Annotated in this window: 24 protein-coding genes; 16 read left to right on the forward strand and 8 right to left on the reverse strand. The window is 58.3% G+C overall.

The annotated features are described in order from the left end of the window. Positions 1-248: 248 nt before the first annotated feature. The 8 genes from ivbL (at position 249) to ACR42C_RS00200 (ending at position 8,606) form a co-directional block, all read left to right on the forward strand. Positions 249-347: an ilvB operon leader peptide IvbL gene (gene ivbL, locus ACR42C_RS00165; RefSeq protein ID WP_057979964.1), complete on the forward strand. Its 99-nt coding sequence runs from the start codon at positions 249-251 to the stop codon at positions 345-347. 106 nt (positions 348-453) lie between these two features. Next, positions 454-2,142, forward strand: a complete 1,689-nt coding sequence (ilvB, locus tag ACR42C_RS00170) for an acetolactate synthase large subunit (protein ID WP_479984610.1) — start codon at positions 454-456, stop codon at positions 2,140-2,142. Between the two features lie 3 nt (positions 2,143-2,145). Then, entirely contained in the window at positions 2,146-2,433 is a 288-nt protein-coding gene (gene ilvN / locus ACR42C_RS00175) for an acetolactate synthase small subunit (RefSeq protein WP_010426528.1), read from the forward strand. A gap of 82 nt (positions 2,434-2,515) precedes the next feature. After that, entirely contained in the window at positions 2,516-3,109 is a 594-nt protein-coding gene (uhpA, locus tag ACR42C_RS00180) for a response regulator transcription factor UhpA (protein WP_116343630.1), read from the forward strand. Further along, complete coding sequence (gene uhpB, locus ACR42C_RS00185) at positions 3,106-4,611, forward strand: signal transduction histidine-protein kinase/phosphatase UhpB (RefSeq protein ID WP_479984611.1); 1,506 nt, start codon at positions 3,106-3,108, stop codon at positions 4,609-4,611. Before uhpA ends, uhpB begins: the two co-directional genes overlap by 4 nt. Beyond that, a complete protein-coding gene (gene uhpC, locus ACR42C_RS00190) occupies positions 4,604-5,923 on the forward strand; it encodes an MFS transporter (protein WP_116343628.1) in 1,320 nt (439 codons plus the stop codon). The genes uhpB and uhpC overlap by 8 nt, the downstream gene beginning before the upstream one ends. A 132-nt stretch (positions 5,924-6,055) precedes the next feature. Continuing rightward, positions 6,056-7,453, forward strand: coding sequence for a hexose-6-phosphate:phosphate antiporter (gene uhpT, locus ACR42C_RS00195; RefSeq protein WP_061096685.1), 1,398 nt, complete (start codon positions 6,056-6,058; stop codon positions 7,451-7,453). A 148-nt stretch (positions 7,454-7,601) separates the two neighbouring features. Then, positions 7,602-8,606, forward strand: a complete 1,005-nt coding sequence (locus ACR42C_RS00200; protein ID WP_116343626.1) for an alpha/beta fold hydrolase — start codon at positions 7,602-7,604, stop codon at positions 8,604-8,606. Here the strand turns inward: ACR42C_RS00200 and ACR42C_RS00205 are convergent. Continuing rightward, entirely contained in the window at positions 8,594-9,496 is a 903-nt protein-coding gene (locus ACR42C_RS00205) for a LysR family transcriptional regulator (protein WP_302219462.1), read from the reverse strand. The genes ACR42C_RS00200 and ACR42C_RS00205 overlap by 13 nt on opposite strands. A 99-nt stretch (positions 9,497-9,595) precedes the next feature. On the opposite strand from ACR42C_RS00205, the gene ACR42C_RS00210 reads away from it, so the two are divergent. From ACR42C_RS00210 to nepI, 3 genes are all read left to right on the forward strand, one after another. Then, positions 9,596-10,048: a DUF1198 domain-containing protein gene (locus ACR42C_RS00210; RefSeq protein ID WP_008500140.1), complete on the forward strand. Its 453-nt coding sequence runs from the start codon at positions 9,596-9,598 to the stop codon at positions 10,046-10,048. A gap of 98 nt (positions 10,049-10,146) precedes the next feature. After that, positions 10,147-10,674, forward strand: coding sequence for an SRPBCC domain-containing protein (locus ACR42C_RS00215; RefSeq protein WP_116343624.1), 528 nt, complete (start codon positions 10,147-10,149; stop codon positions 10,672-10,674). A 65-nt stretch (positions 10,675-10,739) separates the two neighbouring features. Beyond that, positions 10,740-11,930 (forward strand): purine ribonucleoside efflux pump NepI, encoded by a 1,191-nt coding sequence (nepI, locus tag ACR42C_RS00220; RefSeq protein WP_163329987.1) that lies wholly within the window; start codon positions 10,740-10,742, stop codon positions 11,928-11,930. Between the two features lie 111 nt (positions 11,931-12,041). Here the strand turns inward: nepI and ACR42C_RS00225 are convergent, their stop codons facing one another. From ACR42C_RS00225 to ACR42C_RS00250, 6 genes are all read right to left on the reverse strand, one after another. Next, entirely contained in the window at positions 12,042-12,947 is a 906-nt protein-coding gene (locus ACR42C_RS00225) for a DMT family transporter (protein WP_479984612.1), read from the reverse strand. A 578-nt stretch (positions 12,948-13,525) separates the two neighbouring features. After that, a complete protein-coding gene (locus tag ACR42C_RS00230) occupies positions 13,526-14,905 on the reverse strand; it encodes a carbohydrate porin (protein ID WP_116342890.1) in 1,380 nt (459 codons plus the stop codon). 136 nt (positions 14,906-15,041) lie between these two features. Further along, positions 15,042-15,344: a PTS lactose/cellobiose transporter subunit IIA gene (locus ACR42C_RS00235; RefSeq protein WP_192845932.1), complete on the reverse strand. Its 303-nt coding sequence runs from the start codon at positions 15,342-15,344 to the stop codon at positions 15,042-15,044. A gap of 4 nt (positions 15,345-15,348) precedes the next feature. Next, positions 15,349-16,725 (reverse strand): glycoside hydrolase family 1 protein, encoded by a 1,377-nt coding sequence (locus tag ACR42C_RS00240; RefSeq protein WP_479984613.1) that lies wholly within the window; start codon positions 16,723-16,725, stop codon positions 15,349-15,351. Between the two features lie 17 nt (positions 16,726-16,742). Continuing rightward, positions 16,743-18,068: a PTS sugar transporter subunit IIC gene (locus ACR42C_RS00245; RefSeq protein WP_116342896.1), complete on the reverse strand. Its 1,326-nt coding sequence runs from the start codon at positions 18,066-18,068 to the stop codon at positions 16,743-16,745. Positions 18,069-18,079: 11 nt separating this feature from the next. Then, entirely contained in the window at positions 18,080-18,394 is a 315-nt protein-coding gene (locus ACR42C_RS00250) for a PTS sugar transporter subunit IIB (RefSeq protein WP_116342898.1), read from the reverse strand. 293 nt (positions 18,395-18,687) lie between these two features. On the opposite strand from ACR42C_RS00250, the gene ACR42C_RS00255 reads away from it, so the two are divergent. Then, positions 18,688-19,638 (forward strand): LacI family DNA-binding transcriptional regulator, encoded by a 951-nt coding sequence (locus ACR42C_RS00255; RefSeq protein ID WP_061096675.1) that lies wholly within the window; start codon positions 18,688-18,690, stop codon positions 19,636-19,638. 45 nt (positions 19,639-19,683) lie between these two features. On the opposite strand, the gene ACR42C_RS00260 is transcribed toward ACR42C_RS00255, so the two are convergent. Continuing rightward, entirely contained in the window at positions 19,684-19,980 is a 297-nt protein-coding gene (locus tag ACR42C_RS00260) for a YicS family protein (RefSeq protein WP_316380376.1), read from the reverse strand. 139 nt (positions 19,981-20,119) lie between these two features. Between ACR42C_RS00260 and ACR42C_RS00265 the strand changes: the two genes are divergently transcribed. The 4 genes from ACR42C_RS00265 to ACR42C_RS00280 all read left to right on the forward strand — a co-directional run bounded on the left by ACR42C_RS00265 (position 20,120) and on the right by ACR42C_RS00280 (position 22,943). Continuing rightward, complete coding sequence (locus ACR42C_RS00265) at positions 20,120-20,539, forward strand: GNAT family N-acetyltransferase (RefSeq protein ID WP_316380377.1); 420 nt, start codon at positions 20,120-20,122, stop codon at positions 20,537-20,539. 129 nt (positions 20,540-20,668) lie between these two features. After that, positions 20,669-20,935, forward strand: coding sequence for an antitoxin (locus ACR42C_RS00270; protein ID WP_080329791.1), 267 nt, complete (start codon positions 20,669-20,671; stop codon positions 20,933-20,935). Between the two features lie 305 nt (positions 20,936-21,240). Beyond that, positions 21,241-22,041, forward strand: a complete 801-nt coding sequence (gene nlpA, locus ACR42C_RS00275; protein ID WP_028014989.1) for a lipoprotein NlpA — start codon at positions 21,241-21,243, stop codon at positions 22,039-22,041. Between the two features lie 122 nt (positions 22,042-22,163). Further along, complete coding sequence (locus ACR42C_RS00280) at positions 22,164-22,943, forward strand: MBL fold metallo-hydrolase (RefSeq protein WP_316380378.1); 780 nt, start codon at positions 22,164-22,166, stop codon at positions 22,941-22,943. The last annotated feature ends 14 nt before the right edge of the window (positions 22,944-22,957 follow it).

Consider the following 22,957-nt stretch of genomic DNA (forward strand, 5'->3'; position numbering starts at 1 on the left):
AAATAATAACCACATAAAGTATGTCACTACACGATCGAGCCGTTATTTTCAGATTTTTATAAGGGATTAGTATGTAACTGAACGTAATAGCGTTTATGGAAAATCTGAGAGGTGAAAACGAAGAGTAAACCCAACAAACGAAACGTGATCCCTGACGCATTTTTGCGCAGATGAAAATATTTCCATTGTCACGCCCTAAAACCTGTGTTTGTATAAATTCCATCAATGATTCCAAACACAGGTCCCCAATGACTTCATCCATCTTCACTTCGACCCTACTAAAAACTGCGCAACCAGCCGCAGTGGTCGTCGTGCGTGTGGTGGTGGTCGTCGGCAATGCGCCGTAGGGACTGGATCAACACACGAATCCAAAACCCCGCCGGCGCAAACCGGGCGGGGTTTTTCGTTTAGGACCCTCCCCGGAAGGCTGGCTCAGAAGAAAAGGACTGGAGCATGGCAAGTTCGGGCACAACATCCACCAAGACGCGTTTTACCGGCGCGCAGCTTATCGTTCATCTGCTGGAACGGCAGGGCATCACCACGGTTGCGGGCATCCCTGGCGGCACGGTGCTGCCGCTGTACGATGCGTTAAGCCAAAGCACGCAGATCCGCCACGTGCTGGCGCGTCACGAGCAGGGGGCAGGCTTTATCGCTCAGGGCATGGCGCGTACGCAGGGCAAACCGGCGGTCTGTATGGCCTGCAGCGGCCCGGGCGCAACCAACCTGGTCACCGCCATCGCCGACGCGCGTCTCGACTCCATTCCGCTGATCTGCATTACCGGGCAGGTACCGTCCTCCATGATCGGCACCGATGCGTTCCAGGAAGTGGACACCTACGGCATCTCTATCCCCATCACCAAACATAACTATTTAGTTCGCGATATCACCGAGCTTCCTCAGGTTATCAGCGATGCGTTCCGCATTGCGCAGTCAGGCCGCCCGGGCCCGGTGTGGATAGACATTCCTAAGGATGTCCAGACCGCAGAGATCGAGATCGACGTGCTGCCGGAGCCGGGCGAGCGTGCCTCCGCACCGGAATTCAGCGCTGAGAGCGTGCGCGATGCCGCCGCCATGATTAACGCGGCCAAACGCCCGGTGCTCTATCTGGGTGGCGGGGCGATTAACGCCGCGGATGAAATCCGCCAGTTTGCGGAAAAAGCCAACCTGCCGACCACCATGACCCTGATGGCGCTGGGCATGCTGCCTAAAGCACATCCATTGTCATTAGGCATGCTGGGCATGCACGGCGCGCGCAGCACCAACTACATCCTGCAAGAAGCTGATTTGCTGATTGTTATGGGCGCGCGTTTTGATGACCGGGCGATTGGAAAAACCGAGCAGTTCTGCCCGAACGCGAAAATCATTCATGTGGATATCGACCGCGCCGAGCTGGGTAAAATCAAGCAGCCGCACGTGGCGATTCAGGGCGACGTGGCCGAAGTGCTGGCGCAGCTGATCCCGCAAACCGATGCAGCCGAACGCGCCGACTGGCGTCAGCTGGTGGCCGATCTGCAGCGCGAGTACCCGGGCGCCATCCCAACCGAGGGCGACCCGCTGAGCCACTACGGGCTGATCAACGCCGTGGCCGCCTGCGTGGACGACAGCGCGATTATCACCACCGACGTGGGCCAGCATCAGATGTGGACTGCCCAGGCGTATCCGCTGAACCGTCCGCGTCAGTGGCTGACCTCCGGCGGCCTGGGCACTATGGGCTTTGGCCTGCCCGCAGCCGTGGGTGCGGCGCTGGCGAATCCGGACCGCAAGGTCATCTGCTTCTCCGGCGACGGCAGCCTGATGATGAACATTCAGGAAATGGCGACCGCGGCCGAAAACCAGTTAGACGTTAAAATCATCCTGATGAACAACGAGGCGCTGGGCTTAGTGCACCAGCAGCAGAGTCTGTTCTACAAGCAGGGGGTGTTTGCGGCGACCTATCCGGGGATGATTAACTTTATGCAGATCGCCGCCGGCTTTGGCCTGCACACCTGCGATCTGAACGCGGAAGAAGACGCACACGCGGCGCTGCAGGCGATGATTTCTCGCCCCGGCCCGGCGCTGATCCACGTGCGTATCGACCCTGAACAAAAAGTGTATCCGATGGTGCCGCCGGGTGCGGCAAATACTGAGATGGTGGGAGAATAAGCCATGCAGAAACAACATGATAACGTCATTCTGGAACTCACCGTCCGCAACCACCCTGGCGTCATGACCCACGTCTGCGGGCTCTTTGCCCGTCGGGCGTTTAACGTGGAAGGCATTCTCTGTCTGCCGATTCAGGGCAGCGAGCACAGCCGCATCTGGCTACTGGTCAACGACGATCAGCGTCTGGAGCAGATGATGGCGCAGATCGACAAGCTGGAAGACGTCACCAAAGTGGCGCGCAACCAGTCCGATCCCACCATGTTTAACAAAATTGCGGTGTTTTTCGAGTAAATCGCTTAAGGTAAGCGTCTTTCGCTCTTGTAGGCCGGATAAGCGTAGCGCCATCCGGCGTTTTCAGACCGCAGGAAGATACATGACCACCATCGCTCTCATCGACGATCACCTTATCGTTCGCTCCGGCTTTGCCCAGCTTCTGAACCTCGAACCAGATTTTCAGGTCGTGGCCGAGTTTGGCTCTGGTCGCGAGGCGCTGGCGGGCCTGCCGGGGCGCGGGGTGCAGGTCTGTATCTGCGACATCTCGATGCCGGATCTCTCCGGGCTGGAGCTGTTAAGCCAGCTGCCGAAAGGAATGGCGACGATCATGCTCTCGGTTCACGACAGCCCGGCGCTGGTCGAGCAGGCGCTCAACGCGGGCGCGCGGGGCTTCCTCTCTAAACGCTGTAGCCCGGACGAGCTTATTGCCGCGGTGCGCACCGTCTCCACCGGCGGCTGCTATTTAACGCCGGATATCGCCGTCAAGCTGGCGGCCGGAAGGCAGGATCCGCTCACCAGACGCGAACGTCAGGTGGCGGAGAAGCTCGCGCAGGGCATGTCGGTGAAAGAGATTGCCGCCGAGCTGGATCTGTCGCCGAAAACCGTGCACGTCCATCGCGCCAACCTGATGGAAAAACTCAACGTCAGCAACGACGTCGAGCTGGCGCGCCGCATGTTCGACAGCTGGCAATGAGTTCCGCTTTTTCACGGCTGATTGCCGTCGTCGCCAGCTTTTTTATCTTCTCCGCCGCGTGGTTCTGCCTGTGGAGCATCAGCCTGCATCTTGTCGAGCGCCCCGAGCTGGCGGTGCTGCTGTTTCCCTTCGGCCTGCGTCTGGGGCTAATGCTCCAGTGCCCGCGCGGCTACTGGCCGGTTTTGCTGGGCGCTGAGTGGCTGATGCTGGTCTGGCTGGCGCAGGAAGTTGCCCTCGCGCCCCTGCCCTTATTGATGACCGGAAGCGTGCTCACGCTTCTCCCGGTTGCGCTCATTTCCCGCTACCGCCACCAGCGCGACTGGCGCACGCTGCTGCGGCAGGGGGCGGCGCTGATTGCCGCCGCGTTGCTACAATCCCTGCCGTGGATTGGCGAGAAGGAGATGCTCAACGCCCTGCTGCTGACCCTCACCGGCGGCCTGACGCTGGCGCCAACCTGTCTCGTTATTTGGCACTACCTCACCAGCACCGTCTGGCAGCCGCTCGGCCCGGCGCTGGTTTCTCAACCGGTGAACTGGCGCGCCCGGCACCTTATCTGGTATCTGCTGCTGTTTGTGGTGAGCCTGTGGCTCCAGCTTGGCCTGCCCGCCGAGCTTTCACGCTTCACGCCATTTTGTCTGGCGCTGCCGATTATCGCCCTGGCCTGGCACTACGGCTGGCAGGGGGCGCTGATCGCCACGCTGATGAACGCTATCGCGCTGATTGCCAGCCAGACCTGGCACGATCATCCCGTAGATTTACTGCTTTCCCTGCTGGCCCAGAGCCTGACCGGGCTGCTGCTCGGGGCGGGCATTCAGCGCCTGCGCGAGCTGAACCAGTCCCTGCAAACCGAGCTGGCGCGCAACCGCCGTCTGGCGGAGCGTCTGCTGGAGACGGAAGAGAGCGCGCGGCAGGAGGTGGCCCGCGAGCTGCACGACGATATCGGCCAGACTATCACCGCCATCCGCACGCAGGCGGGCATTGTTCAGCGCCTGGCGGCCGAAAACGCGGGCGTGAAGCAGGGCGGGGCGCATATCGAACAGCTTTCGCTGGGCGTCTATGATTCCGTTCGTCGCCTGTTAGGACGGCTGCGCCCGCGCCAGCTTGACGACCTTACGCTTGAGCAGGCGGTACGTTCCCTGATGCGCGAGATGGAGCTGGAAAGCCGCGGTATTGTCAGCCATCTCGACTGGCGCATTAACGAATCTTCGCTCAGCGAAGGCCAGCGCGTGACGCTGTTCCGCGTCTGTCAGGAGGGGCTGAACAACATCGTCAAGCACGCCAGCGCCAGCGCGGTCACCATCCAGGGCTTGCAGCAGGACGAGCGCCTGATGCTGGTGATTGAAGACGACGGCTGCGGCCTGCCGCCGGGATCGGGCCAGCAGGGCTTTGGCCTGGCGGGCATGCGCGAGCGCGTAAAGGCGCTGGGCGGCACGCTGAACCTCTCCTGCACCCACGGGACGCGCGTCAGCGTCAGTTTGCCGTTAAGGACGTCTCATGTTTAAAACCCCAGCCAGCGCAGCCCCATTAATCAACAAAGCGGAAATCGACGCCCGCTACCGCTACTGGCGTCGCCATATCCTGATTACCATCTGGCTCGGCTACGCGCTGTTCTACTTCACCCGCAAAAGCTTCAACGCCGCCGCGCCAGAAATCCTCGCCAGCGGCGTGATGACGCGCACCGATATCGGCCTGCTGGCGACGCTGTTTTACATCACCTACGGCCTGTCGAAGTTCTTCTCGGGCATCGTCAGCGATCGCTCCAACGCGCGCTACTTTATGGGCGTTGGGCTGATTGCCACCGGCGTGGTGAACATCCTGTTCGGCTTCTCCACCTCGCTGTGGGCCTTCGCCCTGCTGTGGGCGCTGAACGCCTTTTTCCAGGGCTGGGGCGCGCCGGTCTGCGCCCGCCTGCTCACCGCCTGGTACTCGCGCAACGAGCGCGGCGGCTGGTGGGCAATCTGGAACACCGCGCATAACGTCGGCGGGGCGCTGATCCCGATGGTGGTGGGTGCCGCGGCGCTGCACTACGGCTGGCGCGCGGGGATGATGATTGCCGGTGGCCTGGCGATTGTCGCCGGGCTGTTCCTCTGCTGGCGCCTGCGCGACAGGCCGCAAACCGTCGGCCTTCCGCCGGTGGGCGACTGGCGGCACGACGAGATGGAGATCGCCCAGCAGCAGGAGGGCGCGGGGCTGACCCGCAGGGAGATCCTCACCCGATACGTGCTGAAAAACCCGTACATCTGGCTGCTGTCGCTCTGCTACGTACTGGTCTACGTGGTGCGCGCGGCCATCAACGACTGGGGCAATCTGTACATGTCCGAGACGCTCGGCGTGGACCTGGTGACCGCCAACTCCGCGGTGACGATGTTCGAGCTGGGCGGGTTTATCGGCGCGCTGGTGGCGGGCTGGGGCTCGGACAAGCTGTTCAATGGCAACCGTGGTCCGATGAACCTGATTTTCGCCGCCGGGATTTTGCTCTCCGTCGGCTCGCTGTGGCTGATGCCGTTTGCCAGCTACGTGATGCAGGCGGCATGCTTCTTCACCATCGGCTTCTTCGTGTTTGGCCCGCAGATGCTGATCGGCATGGCGGCGGCTGAGTGTTCCCACAAAGAGGCGGCAGGCGCGGCGACGGGCTTTGTCGGGCTGTTTGCCTACCTGGGCGCATCGCTCTCCGGCTGGCCGCTGGCGCGGGTGATCGACGTCTGGCACTGGAGCGGTTTCTTCGCGGTGATCGCCATCGCGGCGGGGATTTCCGCCCTGCTGCTGTTGCCTTTCCTGCACGCGCAGGCCCCGCGCGAAGCCAGCGTGATGTGATGCGCTTCACCTTTTCACCCCGTATGGCGCAAAACTAGGAAATTTTCCCGGTTTTACCTGGACGCTGTCTCAGGCATCTCTCCCGGCTGATTTTTACAATGCTGCAAAAATCAGCTCAGGAGTAAACTAACCATGCTGGCCTTCTTAAATCAGGTGCGCAAGCCGACCCTGGATCTGCCGCTCGACGTGCGGCGCAAGATGTGGTTCAAACCGTTCATGCAGTCCTATCTGGTGGTCTTCATCGGCTACCTGACCATGTACCTGATCCGCAAAAACTTTAACATCGCGCAGAACGACATGATCTCAACCTACGGGCTGAGCATGACGCAGCTGGGGATGATTGGCCTGGGCTTTTCCATCACCTACGGCGTGGGGAAAACCGTTGTGTCCTACTACGCGGACGGCAAAAACACCAAGCAGTTCCTGCCGTTTATGCTGATCCTCTCCGCCATCTGTATGCTCGGCTTCAGCGCCAGCATGGGCGCGGGCTCCGTCAGCCTGTTCCTGATGATCGCCTTCTACGCCCTGAGCGGTTTCTTCCAGAGTACCGGCGGGTCGTGCAGTTACTCCACCATCACCAAATGGACCCCGCGCCGCAAGCGTGGTTCCTACCTCGGCATGTGGAACATCTCCCACAACCTCGGCGGGGCGGGTGCGGCAGGCGTGGCGCTGTTTGGCGCGAACTACCTGTTCGACGGCCACGTGATCGGCATGTTTATCTTCCCGTCGATTATCGCCCTGATTGTCGGCTTTATCGGCCTGCGCTTCGGCAGCGACTCCCCGGAATCCTACGGCCTCGGCAAAGCTGAAGAGCTGTTCGGCGAGGAGATCAGCGAAGAGGACAAAGAGACCGAAGAAAACGAGATGTCCAAATGGCAGATTTTTGTTGAGTACGTGCTGAAAAACAAAGTGATCTGGCTGCTGTGCTTCTCGAACATTTTCCTGTACGTGGTGCGCATCGGCATCGACCAGTGGTCAACGGTGTATGCCTTCCAGGAGTTGAAGCTCTCGAAAGAGGTGGCGATTCAGGGCTTCACCCTGTTCGAAGTGGGCGCGCTGGTCGGCACGCTGCTGTGGGGCTGGCTCTCCGACCTCGCCAACGGCCGTCGTGCGCTGGTGGCCTGCGTCGCGCTGGCGCTGATTATCGCCACGCTCGGCATCTACCAGCACGCCAGCAACCAGTACGTTTATCTGGCGTCCCTGTTCGCGCTCGGCTTCCTGGTGTTTGGCCCGCAGCTGCTGATCGGCGTGGCGGCAGTCGGCTTCGTCCCGAAAAAAGCGATCGGCGCCGCCGATGGAATTAAAGGCACCTTCGCCTACCTGATCGGCGACAGCTTCGCCAAGCTGGGTCTGGGGATGATCGCCGACGGCACGCCGATTTTCGGCCTGACCGGCTGGGCGGGCACCTTCGCGGCGCTGGATGCCGCAGCGATCGGCTGTATCGTCCTGATGGCGATGGTAGCGGTGCTGGAAGAACGTAAAATTCGCCGTGAGAATCGTGCGCAGAAGCAGAAATTGAAAGCGGCCTGAGTGTGCAGGTAACTTCTTTGCCCGGCTGACCGCCGGGCTTTTTTATTTACAGGCTCTACCTTTACCCCGCTTTACACACCCGCTCCTCTCCATGCTCTACAGTGTTTTTGCTGCCGCCATTCGTGCAGCCTTAGAACGGAGAACCTGCATGTTGACCCGACGATTGTCCTGCCTGGCGCTGCTGATGGCGCTGGCGTCCCCCGCGATGGCCGCGGATAACCCTACCTACGGCGAAAAACTGGAAGGTTTTGACTATGGCTGGCCGGTAAAACACTTTGCCTTTACCTCGCAAAACCAGCCTCTGGAAATGGCCTACCTGGACGTTAAGCCGGAAAACCCTAACGGCCGCACCGTGGTGCTGATGCACGGAAAAAACTTCTGCGCCGGTACCTGGGACGGCACGATCCGCACGCTTTCAGCCAGCGGGTATCGGGTGATTGCCCCTGACCAGATCGGCTTCTGTAAATCCACCAAGCCGGAGCGGTATCAGTACACCTTCCAGCAGCTGGCGGATAACACCCACGCCTTGCTCAAATCGCTCGGCGTCGATCGCGTGACGGTCATCGGCCACTCGACCGGCGGCATGCTGGCGACCCGCTACGCCCTCATGTGGCCGCAGCAGGTGGAGCAGCTGGTGATGGTCAATCCGATAGGCCTGGAAGACTGGAAAGCACGCGGCGTGCCGCATATTACGGTCGACCAGTGGTATCAGCGCGAGCTGAAGGTCAGCGCCGACGGCATTCGACAGTACGAGAAAAATACCTACTACGCCGGGGAGTGGAAGCCGGAATACGAGCGTTGGGTAACCATGCTTGCCGGGCTGAACAACGGGCCGGGCAAAACGCGCGTGGCCTGGAACTCGGCGCTGCTTTACGACATGATCTACACCCAGCCGGTTATCTACGAATTTAGCGACCTGAAGATGCCGGTATTATTGATGATCGGCACGAAGGACAACACTGCCATCGGGAAAGATCTCGCCCCACCGGAAATCCGCAAGACGCTTGGCAACTATGCGGTGCTGGGGAAAGAGACGGCGAAGCGCATTCCGCACGCGACGCTGGTGGAATTTAACGACATGGGCCACGCGCCGCAGATGCAGGACCCCGCACGCTTCCACGAGGCGCTGCTGAAGGAACTTCAGGCTCGCTGACTGGTTTCCAGCAACAGCCCGCGCAGCCACGCCTGCGCGGGATTGCGGTGCGTTCTGCCGTGCCAGGCCATACTTTTGGTAAAGCCGGGTACGGCCACTGGCGTTTCGCACACGAACATTCCCGTCTGGTTTTCCGCTATGCGTGACGGCACGACGGCAATCATATCGCTGAGAGCCAGCACGTCCGGCAGGACCAAAAAGTTGCTCACTGAAAGCCCCACGTGCCGCATGCGGCCAATTTTCTCCAGCGCACCATCGGTAACGCCACGAAAACCGTCGCCTTCGTAAGAGACCAGCACATGCTCCAGAGTGCAGAATCGGTCTAACGCCATAGTCTTTCCCGCATCCGGATGGTCGGCGCGCATCATGCAAACGTACCGTTCATCATAAAGCGCCCGGCTGTGAAGCTCATCGGGCGTGGTATGTGGGGTGATCAGCGCCACGTCAACGCTGCCCTGTTCAAGCTGGCTGACCAGGCGACCAGATTCCACGGGCACCACACGCACGCGAATGCCAGGCGCCTGCACTTTAAGGGCGGCGATAAAGGGTACGACCACCGCGCGCAGGGCGTAGTCGGTCGCGGCGAGGGTGAAGGTGAGCGTTGCGGTGATCGGGTCAAAAGCCACGGGCTGTAACAGCACGTCGATATCAGCAAGTATACGCTTCACCGGAGCGGCTAACGCTTCAGAGCGTGTAGTTGGCACCATCCCATGCGGGGCGCGGATGAAGAGCGGATCGTTGAAGTAATCCCGCAGGCGGTTGAGCATGCCGCTTACGGCGGGCTGGGTCAGGGCAAGACGCGCCGCCGCGCGGGTGACACTGCGTTCATCCAGCAGGGCGTCGAGCGTTTTCAGCAGGTTAAGATCCAGCGTGCGAAGATCCGCTTTCATGACGTTTTTCCACCTCTTTTCCGTACACTATTCTGGTGCCGCCCGCTGTCGACGCGCTGCGTTTCCCGCTATGATGAGCGGCTAGTCAAAGGAGAACACATGGTCTGGATAATGCTGGCAACGCTTGCCGTGGTCTTTGTGGTGGGATTTCGCGTCCTGACCTCAGATTCCCGCCGCGCCATCAAACGTTTAAGCGAGCGTCTGGGCATTACCCCAATGCCTGTTGAGTCGATGATCGATCAGTTCGGTAAAACGCCGGGCAATGAGTTTATCCGCTACCTTGAGCGCCCGGACGAGGCGCATCTGCAAAACGCCGCGCAGGTGCTGCTTATCTGGCAGGTCTGCATTGTCGACGGTAGCGAAGAGAACCTGCATACCTGGCACCGCCTGCTGCGTAAAGCTCGCCTGGCCGCGCCGATTACCGATGCACAAATCCGTCTCGCCCTCGGCTTTATGCGCGAGATGGAACCTGACCCGCAGGAGCTTAACGCCTTTCAACTGCGTTATAACCAGCTCTTCCTGCCGGAAGAGGGCGTGTTTTACCTGCACTGATATCACGAACCGTGATGAAGAGTATAAAGCATCGTCATTAGATTTATACCACTCACGGGTGCACCATCACCTCATCCACTAAAACGATGAGGTGAACCATGAAACAATCCGCCATTATCTGGCCGAACGACTACCTGCCAGGCACTACCGATAACTTTGCATCTAACGAAATCATCGTCGCCGGGCTGAGCGCGAAAGAGATCTGGGCGCAGCTCAACGACACCACCCTGTGGCCGTCTTATTACAGCAACGCCGAGGATATCCGTTTCCATGACGGCAGCGGCCCGGCGTTGAGTGCTAACGCTCGCTTTCGCTTTACCACCTTTGGCTTTCCGGTTGAGGCGCAGGTAACGGAGTATGTTCCACCTGTGGACGGTGAAGCCGCGCGTATCGCGTGGCACGGCTGGGTGGAAGGGGATGCAAATTCTCGTCTGGATGTGATCCACGCCTGGCTGTTTGAAGACCTGCCCGGAAACCGAGTGCGCATTCTGACTCAGGAATCGCAGAAAGGCGCACCAGCGCAGGAACTTGCTCGCGCCGTGCCGAATCCGATGATTAACGGGCATCAGGAGTGGATCGTCGGGCTGGCGAATGCGGCGATGCAAGAAAAGTTGTCAAATCGTTAAATTCGTCACACTTTTGATGATAAACTGCGCGACTTTTCCGCACGTTTTTATCTTCAGGTGACGCCATGACAGAACATATCCAGCCCACGACCAGACCGCAGACCAACGAGGTTTCTCGGCCCAACTGGTCGGCGGTTTTCTCCGTGGCGTTCTGCGTCGCCTGCCTGATTACCGTTGAGTTTCTGCCGGTAAGCCTGCTGACGCCGATGGCGCAGGATCTGGGCATTTCCGAAGGCGTGGCGGGGCAGTCCGTTACCGTCACCGCCTTCGTGGCGATGTTCGCCAGCCTGTTTATCACCCAGGTGATTGGCACCATCGACCGCCGTAAAGTGGTCATTCTGTTCAGCGTGCTGCTGACGCTCTCCTGCCTGCTGGTCTCCTTCGCGGAAAGCTTCACCCTGCTGTTGCTCGGTCGCGCCTGCCTGGGGTTGGGGCTCGGCGGCTTCTGGGCGATGTCGGCCTCGCTGACTATGCGCCTGGTGCCCGCGCGCACGGTGCCAAAAGCGCTTTCCGTTATCTTCGGTGCGGTCTCCATCGCGCTGGTGATCGCCGCGCCGCTGGGCAGCTTCCTCGGTGGGATTATCGGCTGGCGTAACGTATTTAACGCCGCGGCGGTGATGGGCCTGCTCTGTATCATTTGGGTGTGGAAAGCGCTGCCGTCGCTGCCGGGCGAAGCGGCGCACCACAAACAGAACATGTTCAGCCTGCTCAAGCGGCCGGGCGTGTTGGCGGGGATGACCGCGATCTTCATGGCCTTTGCCGGGCAGTTTGCCTTCTTCACCTATATCCGCCCGGTGTACATGACCATGGCGGGTTTTGACGTTGACGGCCTGACGCTGGTGCTGCTGAGCTTCGGTATCGCCAGCTTTGTCGGCACCTCGCTGTCGTCGCAGTTCCTGAAACGCTCCCTGAAGGTGGCGCTGGCGGGCGCGCCGCTGGTGCTGGCGGCGAGCGCCACGGTGCTGGTGCTGTGGGGCAGCGATAAGTGGGTGGCGTCTGCCATCGCGATTATCTGGGGCTTTGCCTTTGCGCTGGTGCCGGTGGGCTGGTCGACGTGGATCACCCGCTCTCTGGCCGATCAGGCGGAAAAAGCCGGGTCGATTCAGGTGGCGGTGATCCAGCTGGCGAACACCTGCGGCGCGGCCATTGGCGGCGTGGCGCTTGACCATCTGGGGCTGACGTCACCGCTGGTGATTTCCGGTACGCTGATGCTGCTGACGGCGCTGCTGGTGGCGGGGAAGGTTAAGGCGAAGTAGTAAATTCCCCCCCTCACCCTAACCCTCTCCCCAAAGGGGAGAGGGGACTGCTCGGTACTGTCTTTTCACCCTCGCCCCTTTGGGGAGAGGGCCGGGTGAGGGGACATCATGCTACGCTGATGTCTGAACCCGTCTTCTCGAATCCATCGAAATCAGCACCACCGACGACACGATCAGCAGCGTGCCCAGCCAGTCCGGCAGGGTGAACGCCACGCCCAGCAAAATCACCGACAGCAGCGCGCTGCTCAGCGGCTCGGCGCAGCTCAGAATGCTCGCCTTCGGCCCGCCAATCATCTGCGCGCCTTTCAGGTACAGGCTGAACGTCAGCGCCGTGCCAATCACCACCAGATAGAAAAACGCCAGCAGCAGGCTGCCGTCAATCACGAAAGTGGTGTCGCGCCCGGCGTAGAACGGCGTCAGCATCAATCCGGCAATCAGCATGCTCCAGCCGACAATCGGCAGCGTGCCGTAGCGGGCGATCAGCGTCGACGGATAGGTCGTATAAAACGCGGCGGCAAACGCCGAGGCGATACCGAAGAACAACGCGGCAGGGGAGATGGAGAGCGAGGTCGGGTCGCCATGGGTCACCAGCAGGAAAGTGCCGATCAACGACGTAAAAATCGCTGACAGGACAAATACGCCGGGACGCTTTTTCCGCGCCAGGGCGAACCACGCCACAATGATGGTCGGTGACAGAAACTGCAGCACGGTAGCGGTCGCCGCGTTGGATTTTTCAATCGTCAGCAGGAAGGTAAGCTGCACGGTGAGCGCGCCGACCAGCGAGAAAAACAGCAGGCTGAGGGCGTCCTTGCGGTTTTTGATGACCGAGAAAATCTTGTCGCCGTGAACGAAGGAGAGCGTCAGGAGGATCACGCCGGTAAACAGCAGGCGAACCATGGTCAGGTAAGGCGAAGAAATGTGGCTTTTCTCCATGATGTACTGCGCGCAAACCCCTGAGCTGCCCCATAAAACGGCGGCAATCAGGACGTTCAGCATCCCTTTGCGTGTGGAACCCATGTTCTCCCCTGTTATGTTGTCGTTAATTCGGTCAACAGCATAGCATGGTTGTGTACGGCCTGATGTCCTCACCCCGGCCCTCTCCCAGGGGGCTGAGGAATCCCCAGTAATTTTTAAGCAGAAGCAATAATGTTGTTTCAGAACGAGTTAAAGCTTTCAGCGATGCCCTGGTCCGGCTGTAAATCGCCGAAGCGTTTCCGTAAGGCCGGGGCGAGGCGCACGGATGCGCCGAGAGGGCGTGGCCTGCAGGGATGCAGGCTCATGCCCGACCCGATAGCCTGAAGGAATAAGCTGAGGGCACCGCGAAGCGGCGATTTACCGCCGGGAGCCTGGGTCGCCAGGGCGGTGGCGATTGAGCCGCCCTGGCACGTTCACCGGTACAGAAATCACAGAGTAGCAAGGAACATAAAGTGAACGGAATGACCACCAGAGCCGTATGTTCCCCCTCACCCCAGCCCTCTCCCTCAAGGGAGAGGGGGTCGTCCATGCAAACATTATTTTGTGGGGATCCCTCAGCCCACGGGAAGAGGGAGCAAACACTAAAAACGGCAACGTTGCGTTGCCGTTTTGCTTTTACCTTAGAACCACGCCTCCCACATCGCGCCGACGTTGAAGTCGTCGAGCGTTTCGTCTTTGGTATTGTTCACGCGCGCGGTGCGTTCGTTGTCCACTTTGCCGCCGGTCACGTAGAAGCGCAGCATCGGGCGGAACTCCGGCCCCATGGCGATAGACATGTTCTGCGACAGGGTCAGCTTCCAGCCCTTGTTGTCGCCGCCGTTGTCGTAGTCAACGTGCTGCCAGCCCGCTTCCAGCCAGGTGGAGTGAACGTCGTTCCACCAGTGCATCGGGCGCACGATGGCGTTGTAGTTCTTGCGGTTGTCGGTCTTATCGCGGCTGTTGTCGTAGTCGTGGAAGGCGAGGATGTATTCCACCTGCGTCGCCTGGGTGAATTTGTACAGCCCTTCGAAGCTGGCGTAGACCGTGGTCAGATCCTCGGTTTTGTTGAACACGCTGTTGTCCGCGTTATCGGAGTAGCGGGCAATCACCTTGTTCACGCCGCTGTCGTTAGTGTGGCTCAGCACCACGCCGCCCTGCCAGGCGTTCAGACGCTCGTCGCTCTCCACCGCTTTGGAGTCAAAGCCGTAGTTGGCGTACAGCTCCATGTCGATCGGGCCGAGCTTCATGCCGTGGATTTTCGAGGTTGCGGCGTAGTTGCCTTTATCGCCCGTTCCGGAACCGCCGGTACAGGTGATGCGCGACGGGTTGGCTTCATCTTCCATCACTTCCGGGCTACAGGATTCCACCGCCGCCACGGCGGCCACGTCAAACTGCACGCCACCGATGTCGAAGTTTTTCACCCCGGCGCCTTGGCCGTCGTGGTTCATCCAGAAGTAATCGTTGATGCCCTGCTGCGGACGCTGGTGGAAGTCACGACCGGCCCAGAAATAGGCGTTCGGGTTGGAGGCCATAATGTTGGTCACCCCCGCGTAGGCTTTTTTCAGGTTAACTTCGTCGCCCCAGTGGTCGATCATCACGTTGATGTCCCAGATGGCGCCGTTGTCACCCTTGAAGGCCTTGGAGAGCTGGAATTCCCCGCCGTTACCTTCGTTGCCCAGACGACCAATCGCTGACGCGCCGTTGTAGGAGCCGTCCACCGCCACGTATTTCTGATCGGCGGCCTGGAAGTGCGCGCCGTAGCGGGCGTAGCCGGTAAATTTCACGCCGAACGGGATCGCCATATCCGGGGATTGCGCCGCGCTTTGCGGCTCGGTCACGATGTCCGCTTTTTTCGCGACCGCCGCATCCATTTTGGCCTGACGCTCCGCCAGGGCTTTATCCACCGCTTTCGCCACAATGGCGTCGATTTGCTCCTGGGTAAATTCTTGTGCGAGCACGGAAATTGGGCAAAGCGCGGCGATAACCGCCATGGTTAATGGAAGTTTTTTAATCGTATTCATGGTTATCTCAATATAGTTTAATTTTATTCAGACAATAACCATCCCGCTCCGATCTGACAGAGTATGTCGCTATCATCAGAACAAGTGGATCTCTATTTAGGGTACAGAGGTATTACATTAATTATTTCGCCATAGACTATCTCTGATATAAATGAATAATTTCTTCGGACAGTTCACGCGCTAATAAAGAATTCATTAAATGATCCTGCGCGTGCACCATGATTAACGTCATCGGCTGGCGGCCTTCGCCTGCATCCTGCTCGATCAGTTTGGTCTGCATCTTGTGCGCCTGGCGCGAGTAGCCGTCGGCTTCGCGCAGCAGGCTTTTGGCCTCGTCAAAGTTGCCCTGACGCGCCGCGTGCAGAGCTTCAAAGCACAGACTGCGTGACTGTCCGGCATTGACGATAATTTCCATTACGGCTTCTTCTAGTGCGATCATCTTATTACTCTTTTTCAAAACTATTATTTAAGGCGGTGGCGGCAAACCACTCTCCGCTTTTCTTAATGGTGCGCTGCTGCGTCTCTAAATCGAGCTGGATAAATCCGTAGCGATTTTTATAAGCATTACACCACGACCAGTTATCAATAAACGTCCACATATGGTAACCGAGACAATTGCACCCTTCGCTAATACCCTTATGCAGCCAGGCTAAATGTTCGGAAATAAACTCGATGCGGTACCGATCGTTAATCTGGCCGTTTTCAATAAAGCGCTGCTCATTTTCGACGCCCATGCCGTTTTCAGAAATAAAGCAGCGAGGGTTGCCGTAATTGTCGCGCAGGTTAACCAGAATATCGTAAATACCCGGCTCGTAGATTTCCCAGCCGCGGTACGGGTTCATCTTGCGGCCCGGCATCTCGTAGCTATCAAAGAACCACTCCGGCATAAACGGCGCCTGCGGGTTCACCGCGCTTTCGCGACACTTTACGCGACGCGGCTGATAGTAGTTCACGCCGAGCAGGTCGATTTTCCCTTCCGCAATCAGAGCGCTGTCTTCCGGCCTGCAGGCAGGCAGCTGATCGTAAGCCTTCAGCAGCGCCACCAGGTCCGCCGGGTATTCGCCGCGCAGCACCGGGTCGAGGAAGCTGCGGTTAAACATCAGGTCCGCGATGTGCGCCGCCTTCACGTCCGCCGGGTTCTGCGAGCGCGGATAGGACGGCGTCAGGTTCAGCACGATGCCAATTTCCCCGGCGTAATGCCCGGCGCGGTAGGCCTGAACCGCCTTCGCATGGGCCAGCACGGTGTGATACGCCACGGTGGCTGCCCGGCGAAAATCCACCACGTTCGGGTAGTGGAAGTCGTACAGATAACCGCCTTCCACCGGGACAATCGGCTCGTTGAAGGTAAACCAGTGCAACACGCGATCGCCGAACAGCTCGAAGCAGATCTGCGCATAGCGGGCGTAAGCCTCCACCACGTCGCGGTTTTCCCAGCCGCCAATCTCCTGCATCGCCATCGGCATGTCGAAATGGAACAGGGTCATAAACGGCGTGATGCCCTGTTCATTCAGCTCATCAATGACCTGATTGTAAAAATCGACCGCTTCCGGATTCACTTCACCGATACCGTCGGGGATCAGGCGCGCCCAGCTAATCGAGGTGCGAAAGCTGTTGTGGTTCAGCTGCTTTAACAGCTGAATGTCCGTTTTCCAGTGCTGATAAAACGTGGAGGTGTGCTGCGGCCCCACGCCGTTGTGAAAACGGTTTGGCTCGCGGGCAAACCAGTAATCCCACGTGGTTTCTCCCTCTCTTGCCCCTTCGGTCTGGAGAGCGGAGCTTGCGCTGCCCCACCAGAAGTTATCGGGAAATGCGTATTTCATGTCCTTTCCTCTTTGACTTAATTACTTGCGGCTTCAGCGGTACCGACGGTTGCCTGGGCTTTCTGCTCTTCGTTTTTCATCAGCGTACGCTCATAGGCGCGAAGGAACGGCAGGTACATCAGCGCGGACATCACCATACAGACCAGGCACATGATCACCGGACTGAGCGCCCAGTTTGCCGCCCACGAGGCACCAATCGGCGCGGGGGTGGTCCACGGGGTCAACGACACAACCTGTGCCAGCCAGCCGAGTTTGGTTGCGCCGTACGCCAGGCAGGCGTTGACCAGCGGAACAAACACGAACGGGATAAACAGCATCGGGTTCATGATGATCGGCGCGCCGAACAGAATCGGCTCATTGATGTTAAAGAAGCTCGGCACAATGCCCATTTTGCCGATGGTGCGCAGGTGCGTAGCGCGGCTGCGCAGCAGCAGGAACGCCAGCGGCAGCGTGGAGCCTACGCCGCCAATCAGCAGGTAGTGATCCCAGAAGCCCTGCAGGTAAACGTGCGGCAGCGCTGCGCCAGCGGCCAGTGCCGCCTGGTTTGCGGAGAGGTTTGCCATCCAGAACGGGTTCATGATGCCGGTGACGATCAGCGAGCCGTGGATACCGGCAAACCAGAAGATCTGGCACAGCAGCACGGAGAGCAGAATCGCGGGCAGGGAGTCAGACGCGGACACCAGCGGCTCCAGCAGGTGCATAATTGCCTGCGGGATAATCATTCCGGTCTGCGCTTCGATGAACAGGTTCAGCGGGTGCAGGGTACCAATCACCACCATCACCGGGATCAGGATCTCGAACGAGCGCGCCACGCCGGTTGGCACTTCCTTCGGCAGGCGGATGGTCACGTTGTTCTGCTTCAGCCACGCATAGACGCGGGTGGAGTAGATTGCGGTGATAAGCGCGGTGAAGATGCCCTGGCCGGAGAGATACTGGGTCGAGATTTTGCCGTCGGCATACGGCGCGGCGACCAGCAGGAAGGCCATAAAGGCCAGCAGGCCGGACATCACCGGGTCGAGGTTAAACTGACGCCCCAGGCTCGCCCCAATCCCCACCGAGATGAAGAAGGTCATCACGCCCATGCTGAGGTTAAACGGCAGCATCAGCTGTTCGCGGTAGGTCTGGGAGAAATCCAGCCAGCCGCGGGCGAAGCTGTTGGTGGTATCCGCCGAGAACGGCGGGAAGATGAACACCAGCATAAACGAGCCGATGATCATAAACGGCAGCGCGGCGGTAAAGCCGTCGCGGATGGCAATCACATACTTTTGCTGACCCAGCTTCGCGGCCAGCGGGGTAATTGACTGCTCAATCACCGCGACCATGGATTGATATAACGAACTCATGTGAACACCTTTTAGTGTGCCGCTTTGATGAGCGACAGAGCATAGTCCAGTACTTTATCGCCACGCTGCATGCCGTAGTCCATCATGTCGATGGGCTGCACCGGAATGCCTTTCGTAGCCGCCTTGTCTGAGAGTGTCTGTAACATGTATTTCACTTGCGGTCCGAGAAGTACCACCTGATATTGCGGAAACTGCGTATCAAATTCGGAAACACCGTACGCATCAATCTTTACCGGAACGCCACGTTCTTTCGCGACATCGACCATTTTGCTGACCAACAGGCTGGTGGACATCCCGGCAGAGCAGCACAGCATAATCTTGAACATCGACAACCATCCTCTAAATGTAAAAAGTTATTGCGAGAGTGATTGGACATGATACGGAAACCGGTTTCCATTCATAAAAGACAGAAGTGTGACAATCATCAAGATCCCTTACTTATGAGGCTAATTAACCGGATGTGGGTCACATAATTTGGCTGTATTTGCGTCATTTTGAGTGGAAACGGAAAATCGGTTTCCATGAAAAACGGAAACGGATATACTCCGTTCTGGCTATAATGTGAGCCGTAGCGGTGATGGAATTTGCAGGCGCGAGGTTAGCCTGCCAGGGGAAAGAGATGTCGACAATCAATGATGTATCACGTCTGGCCGGGGTGTCTAAAGCCACGGTATCGCGAGTGTTGAGTGGGTCACGTGGCGTTAAGGAAGCCAGCCGTCAGGCCGTGCTGAAGGCGGTGGATGAGCTGAACTATCGTCCCAACGTGATTGCCCAGTCGCTGCTGAGCCAGTCGACGGGCTGCATTGGGGTGATCTGCGCGCAGGAAAACATTAACCAGACCACCGGGTATCTGTACGCGCTGGAAAAACAGCTCAGCCAGCATCAAAAACACCTGCTGCTGCGCTTCGCGCATAGCAAAGCGGAAGTGATGAACGCTCTTGAAGAACTCTCCTGCGGCCTGTGTGACGACATCCTGGTGATTGGTGCCCGTTTCCCGCTGGACGTGGATATGGAAAACGTCATCCTGGTGGACTGCATGGAGGCTGATAATTCCAACAGCATCCAGTTCGACCACGCTTTTGCCGCCGAAACCGCCTGTAACTACCTGACCAGCCAGGGACGTCGCCAGATTGCCCTGATCCACCCCCACGGCAGCGGGTTTGCCGACCAGGTGCTGCTTGGCTACAAGCATGCGCTGGAGAAAAACTTCCTGCCCTTTAATCGCAACCTCGTCTTTATGGACGCGACCTCCTCGTCCGTTGCGCTGCAGGAGCTGCTTAACAACGCCAGCACCCTGAATTTCAACGCGCTGCTGGTAGCGGACGAGCAGGAAGCTCAGCGGGTGATCCCGCAGCTGCAGGCGTTTAATAAATCGGTGCCGGAAGACATCATGGTCTTCAGTCTTGCCGGATCGCTGCACCTGCCGGGTATTCCGGTGATCCCGGCCATTGAATATTCCATGGACGCGATGGCGGCACGCATCGTGAGCTGGCTGACGGAGAAAACGCAGATGCTCGGGTCCTATGTTCTGCGCGGGGATCTCATCATTCCGGATGTGCGGAAGCGTTAAGCATGTTTTGTCGGCCGGGTAAGCGCAGCGACACCCGGCGAGAACTCAATAATCCTCCATGCAATCCACCTGACTTACTGCATCCCAGTAGGCGTCCAGGTTGTCGCGCTTCACGGCGGTAACGGCATTTTTGATCAGCAGCTGGTTGGCCTCTGAAGACAAAATCATTGCCTGCCAGGCCTTATCGCTCTGCTTTTTCTGCGGCGTACAGGCTTTCTTCACATCTTTCAGAACCTGCTGTTTTATTTGTGCATCCTTTGCCGGATCGTCTTTTTCCTGAGCATGGACAAACGTGGCGAAGAGCAGACAAACCAGCAGGCAGACCAGGTGCGCAGCTTTCATCAAAACCCCCTTGAGAAGTCACAGGCTTCCCATGAAATATATCGTTACATTCAGTGTCGCGACGCCAGTCGAAAGTATGAATTTTCTCCAGAGTGTGGGTATGCGATAGTGAAACGGCAGAAAAAATAAGGAGAAAAATATGCACCTGAGCATTACTGATAATGTCACGACGCAGGAGAAAGAGGAGTTACTGACGGGTCTGAGGGCTTTTAACGGGCAGTTTCTCGATCTGACAAATTTTAGCGGCGACGTTGGGGTTTACGTGCGTGACGATAATGGCGCAATGCTGGGCGGGTTAATCGGCGTGCGTAAAGGCGACTGGCTGAATATCGACTATCTCTGGGTGAGCGACACCGTGCGGGGTACCGGCGTGGGCAGCCAGCTTATCAAAACGGCCGAAGAGGAAGCCAGACGCAAAGGCTGTAAGCACGCGCTGGTGGATACCGTCAGCTTCCAGGCGCGCCCGTTTTATGAAAAACAGGGGTACCAGTTGCAAATGTCTTTGCAGGATTATCCTTATCCGGGCATGCAGCGACATTACCTGGCGAAAGCGCTTTAAGTCCGCTGCGGTGATTATGGATTCTGCTATTTATTGCGAGTCGCTTTCCTAATTTGAAGCGTGCTGCTTGTCTTCTTTTCAGGCCCTGGCGCATGCTTTGGCCTGGTTAAATAAAGCATGGAGATGTCAATGGAACGGACAGCAAAACTCTTCAAAAAGGGGCGGAATCAGGCGGTGATGCTGCCTGCTGAATTCGCGTTTGATACGGAGAGCGTCTACATCCGGCGGGATGAGGAGGGGAATGTCGTTTTGGCGGCAAAACCTGTTCAGACAAAGAGCTGGGATAATTTTTTCCGCCTGCTGGCAGTTACAGACGTACCGGATTCGTTTCTGAGCAAAGAGGAGCGCAATCAGAGTGTTACGACAAGAGACCCTCTGGATGGAGCCTGTTCATGAGGCATATGCTGGATACGAATATCGTGAGCCACTTGTTTAAACGACACCCGGAGGTTGTAAGCAGAATGACATGCCTGACTCCGGGGGACAACGATTGTGACAAACGATCGTGCATTCAGAATGGTGCAGGAGCTTGCCGTCGAGGACTGGACGACAACGTCGTGATCCCTGATGCCGGGTAAGCGCAGCGCCACCCGGCGATACCCGCATATAACTTATCCTTCTTATTGATTCTTTTTCGTTTTTTATTTCACCGCCTCGTTGTCGATATAGTCACTACACCATTCAGCAAAAGGAACTGTCTAGTGAAACGTCGATTAGGTGCTCTGGTACTCGCTGGCCTGCTGTTGGCAGGGTGCGATCAAAGTGGCAGCGATGCCAAACACATTAAAGTGGGCGTCATCAACGGCGCGGAACAGGACGTGGCGGAAGTCGCCAAAAAGGTGGCGAAAGAGAAATATGGCCTGGACGTGGAGCTGGTAGGGTTCAGCGGCTCGCTGTTGCCTAACGATGCCACAAATCAGGGAGAGCTGGATGCCAACGTCTTCCAGCACCGCCCGTTCCTTGCAGAAGATAACAAGGCGCATGGCTACAAGCTGGTGGCCGTGGCGAACACCTTCGTTTTCCCGATGGCCGGCTATTCCCGCAAAATCAAATCCGTGTCTGACCTGAAGGACGGGGCGACTATCGCCATTCCAAACGATCCGACCAACCTTGGCCGCGCGCTGCTGCTGCTGCAGAAAGAGAAGCTCATCACCCTGAAGCCGGACACCGGGCTGCTGCCGACGGCGCTGGATATTACCGCCAACCCTAAACAGCTGAAAATTATGGAGCTGGAAGGGGCACAGCTGCCGCGCGTGCTGGACGATCCGAAAGTGGATGTCGCCATCATCAGCACTACCTATATTCAGCAAACCGGGCTGTCGCCGGTGCATGACAGCGTCTTTATTGAAGATAAAAACTCGCCGTACGTGAATATCGTGGTGACGCGCGAAGACAACAAAGACGCGGAGAACGTGAAGGCGTTTATCCAGTCCTATCAGTCACCGGAAGTGGCGAAAGCGGCGGAGACGATCTTTAACGGCGGGGCGGTGCCGGGCTGGTAAAGGAACCGGCACAAAACGCGGTGATTAAATTGGCCCGATTCCATCGGTAATCGCCCTTTAACCCACAGCGTTACCGGCGACGGCTGGCTATCCTCCTTATCACACCAACCGGAGGATAGCCCATGAACATTACCCACATTCGCAACGCCACCCAGCTGATTACCTACGCCGGAAAACGTCTTTTAATCGACCCGATGCTGGCCCCGAAGGGCGCTTATCCGGGCTTTCCCGGCACGGCGCATGCCGATATCCGTAACCCGACGGTCGAACTCCCCGTTGACGTCAACACGCTGCTGGACGTCGACGCGGTGATCGTCACTCATACACATGATGATCACTGGGATCGCGCCGCAGCAGAGCTGATCGCCAAAGATAAACCGATCTACGTGCAAAACGAGCGTGACGCCGCGCTGCTGCGCAGCCAGGGGTTTAGCAACCTGACGGTCATGACCGACGCGACCACCTTTGGCGATATTCAGATTACGAAAACCCGCGGCGGCCAGCACGGTACCGACCGCGCTTACGCCGTACCGGAGCTGGCGGAGCGGCTGGGCGAGGCCTGTGGCGTGGTGCTGCGTCATCCCGACGAGAAGACGCTCTATCTTGCCGGGGATACCATCTGGCGCGAAGAGGTGGCGGCCGATCTGCAAAAGCACCAGCCGGATGTAGTGGTACTGAACGCCGGCTATGCCCACGTCATCGGCTTTGGGCCCATTATTATGGGGCAGGAGGACGTGCTCAACGTTCATTTCCTGCTGCCGCAGGCCAACATTGTGGCGAGCCATATGGAGGCGATTAACCACTGCCTGTTGACCCGCAGCGCGCTGCGTGAGTACGTTGAAGCCAACCAGGTGAGCGATGCGGTGAGCATTCCCCAGGATGGCGAAACCGTTATATTCTGAGTGCGTTAACGGGA

Source organism: Enterobacter sp. MG-EB028 (genome assembly GCF_056673305.1).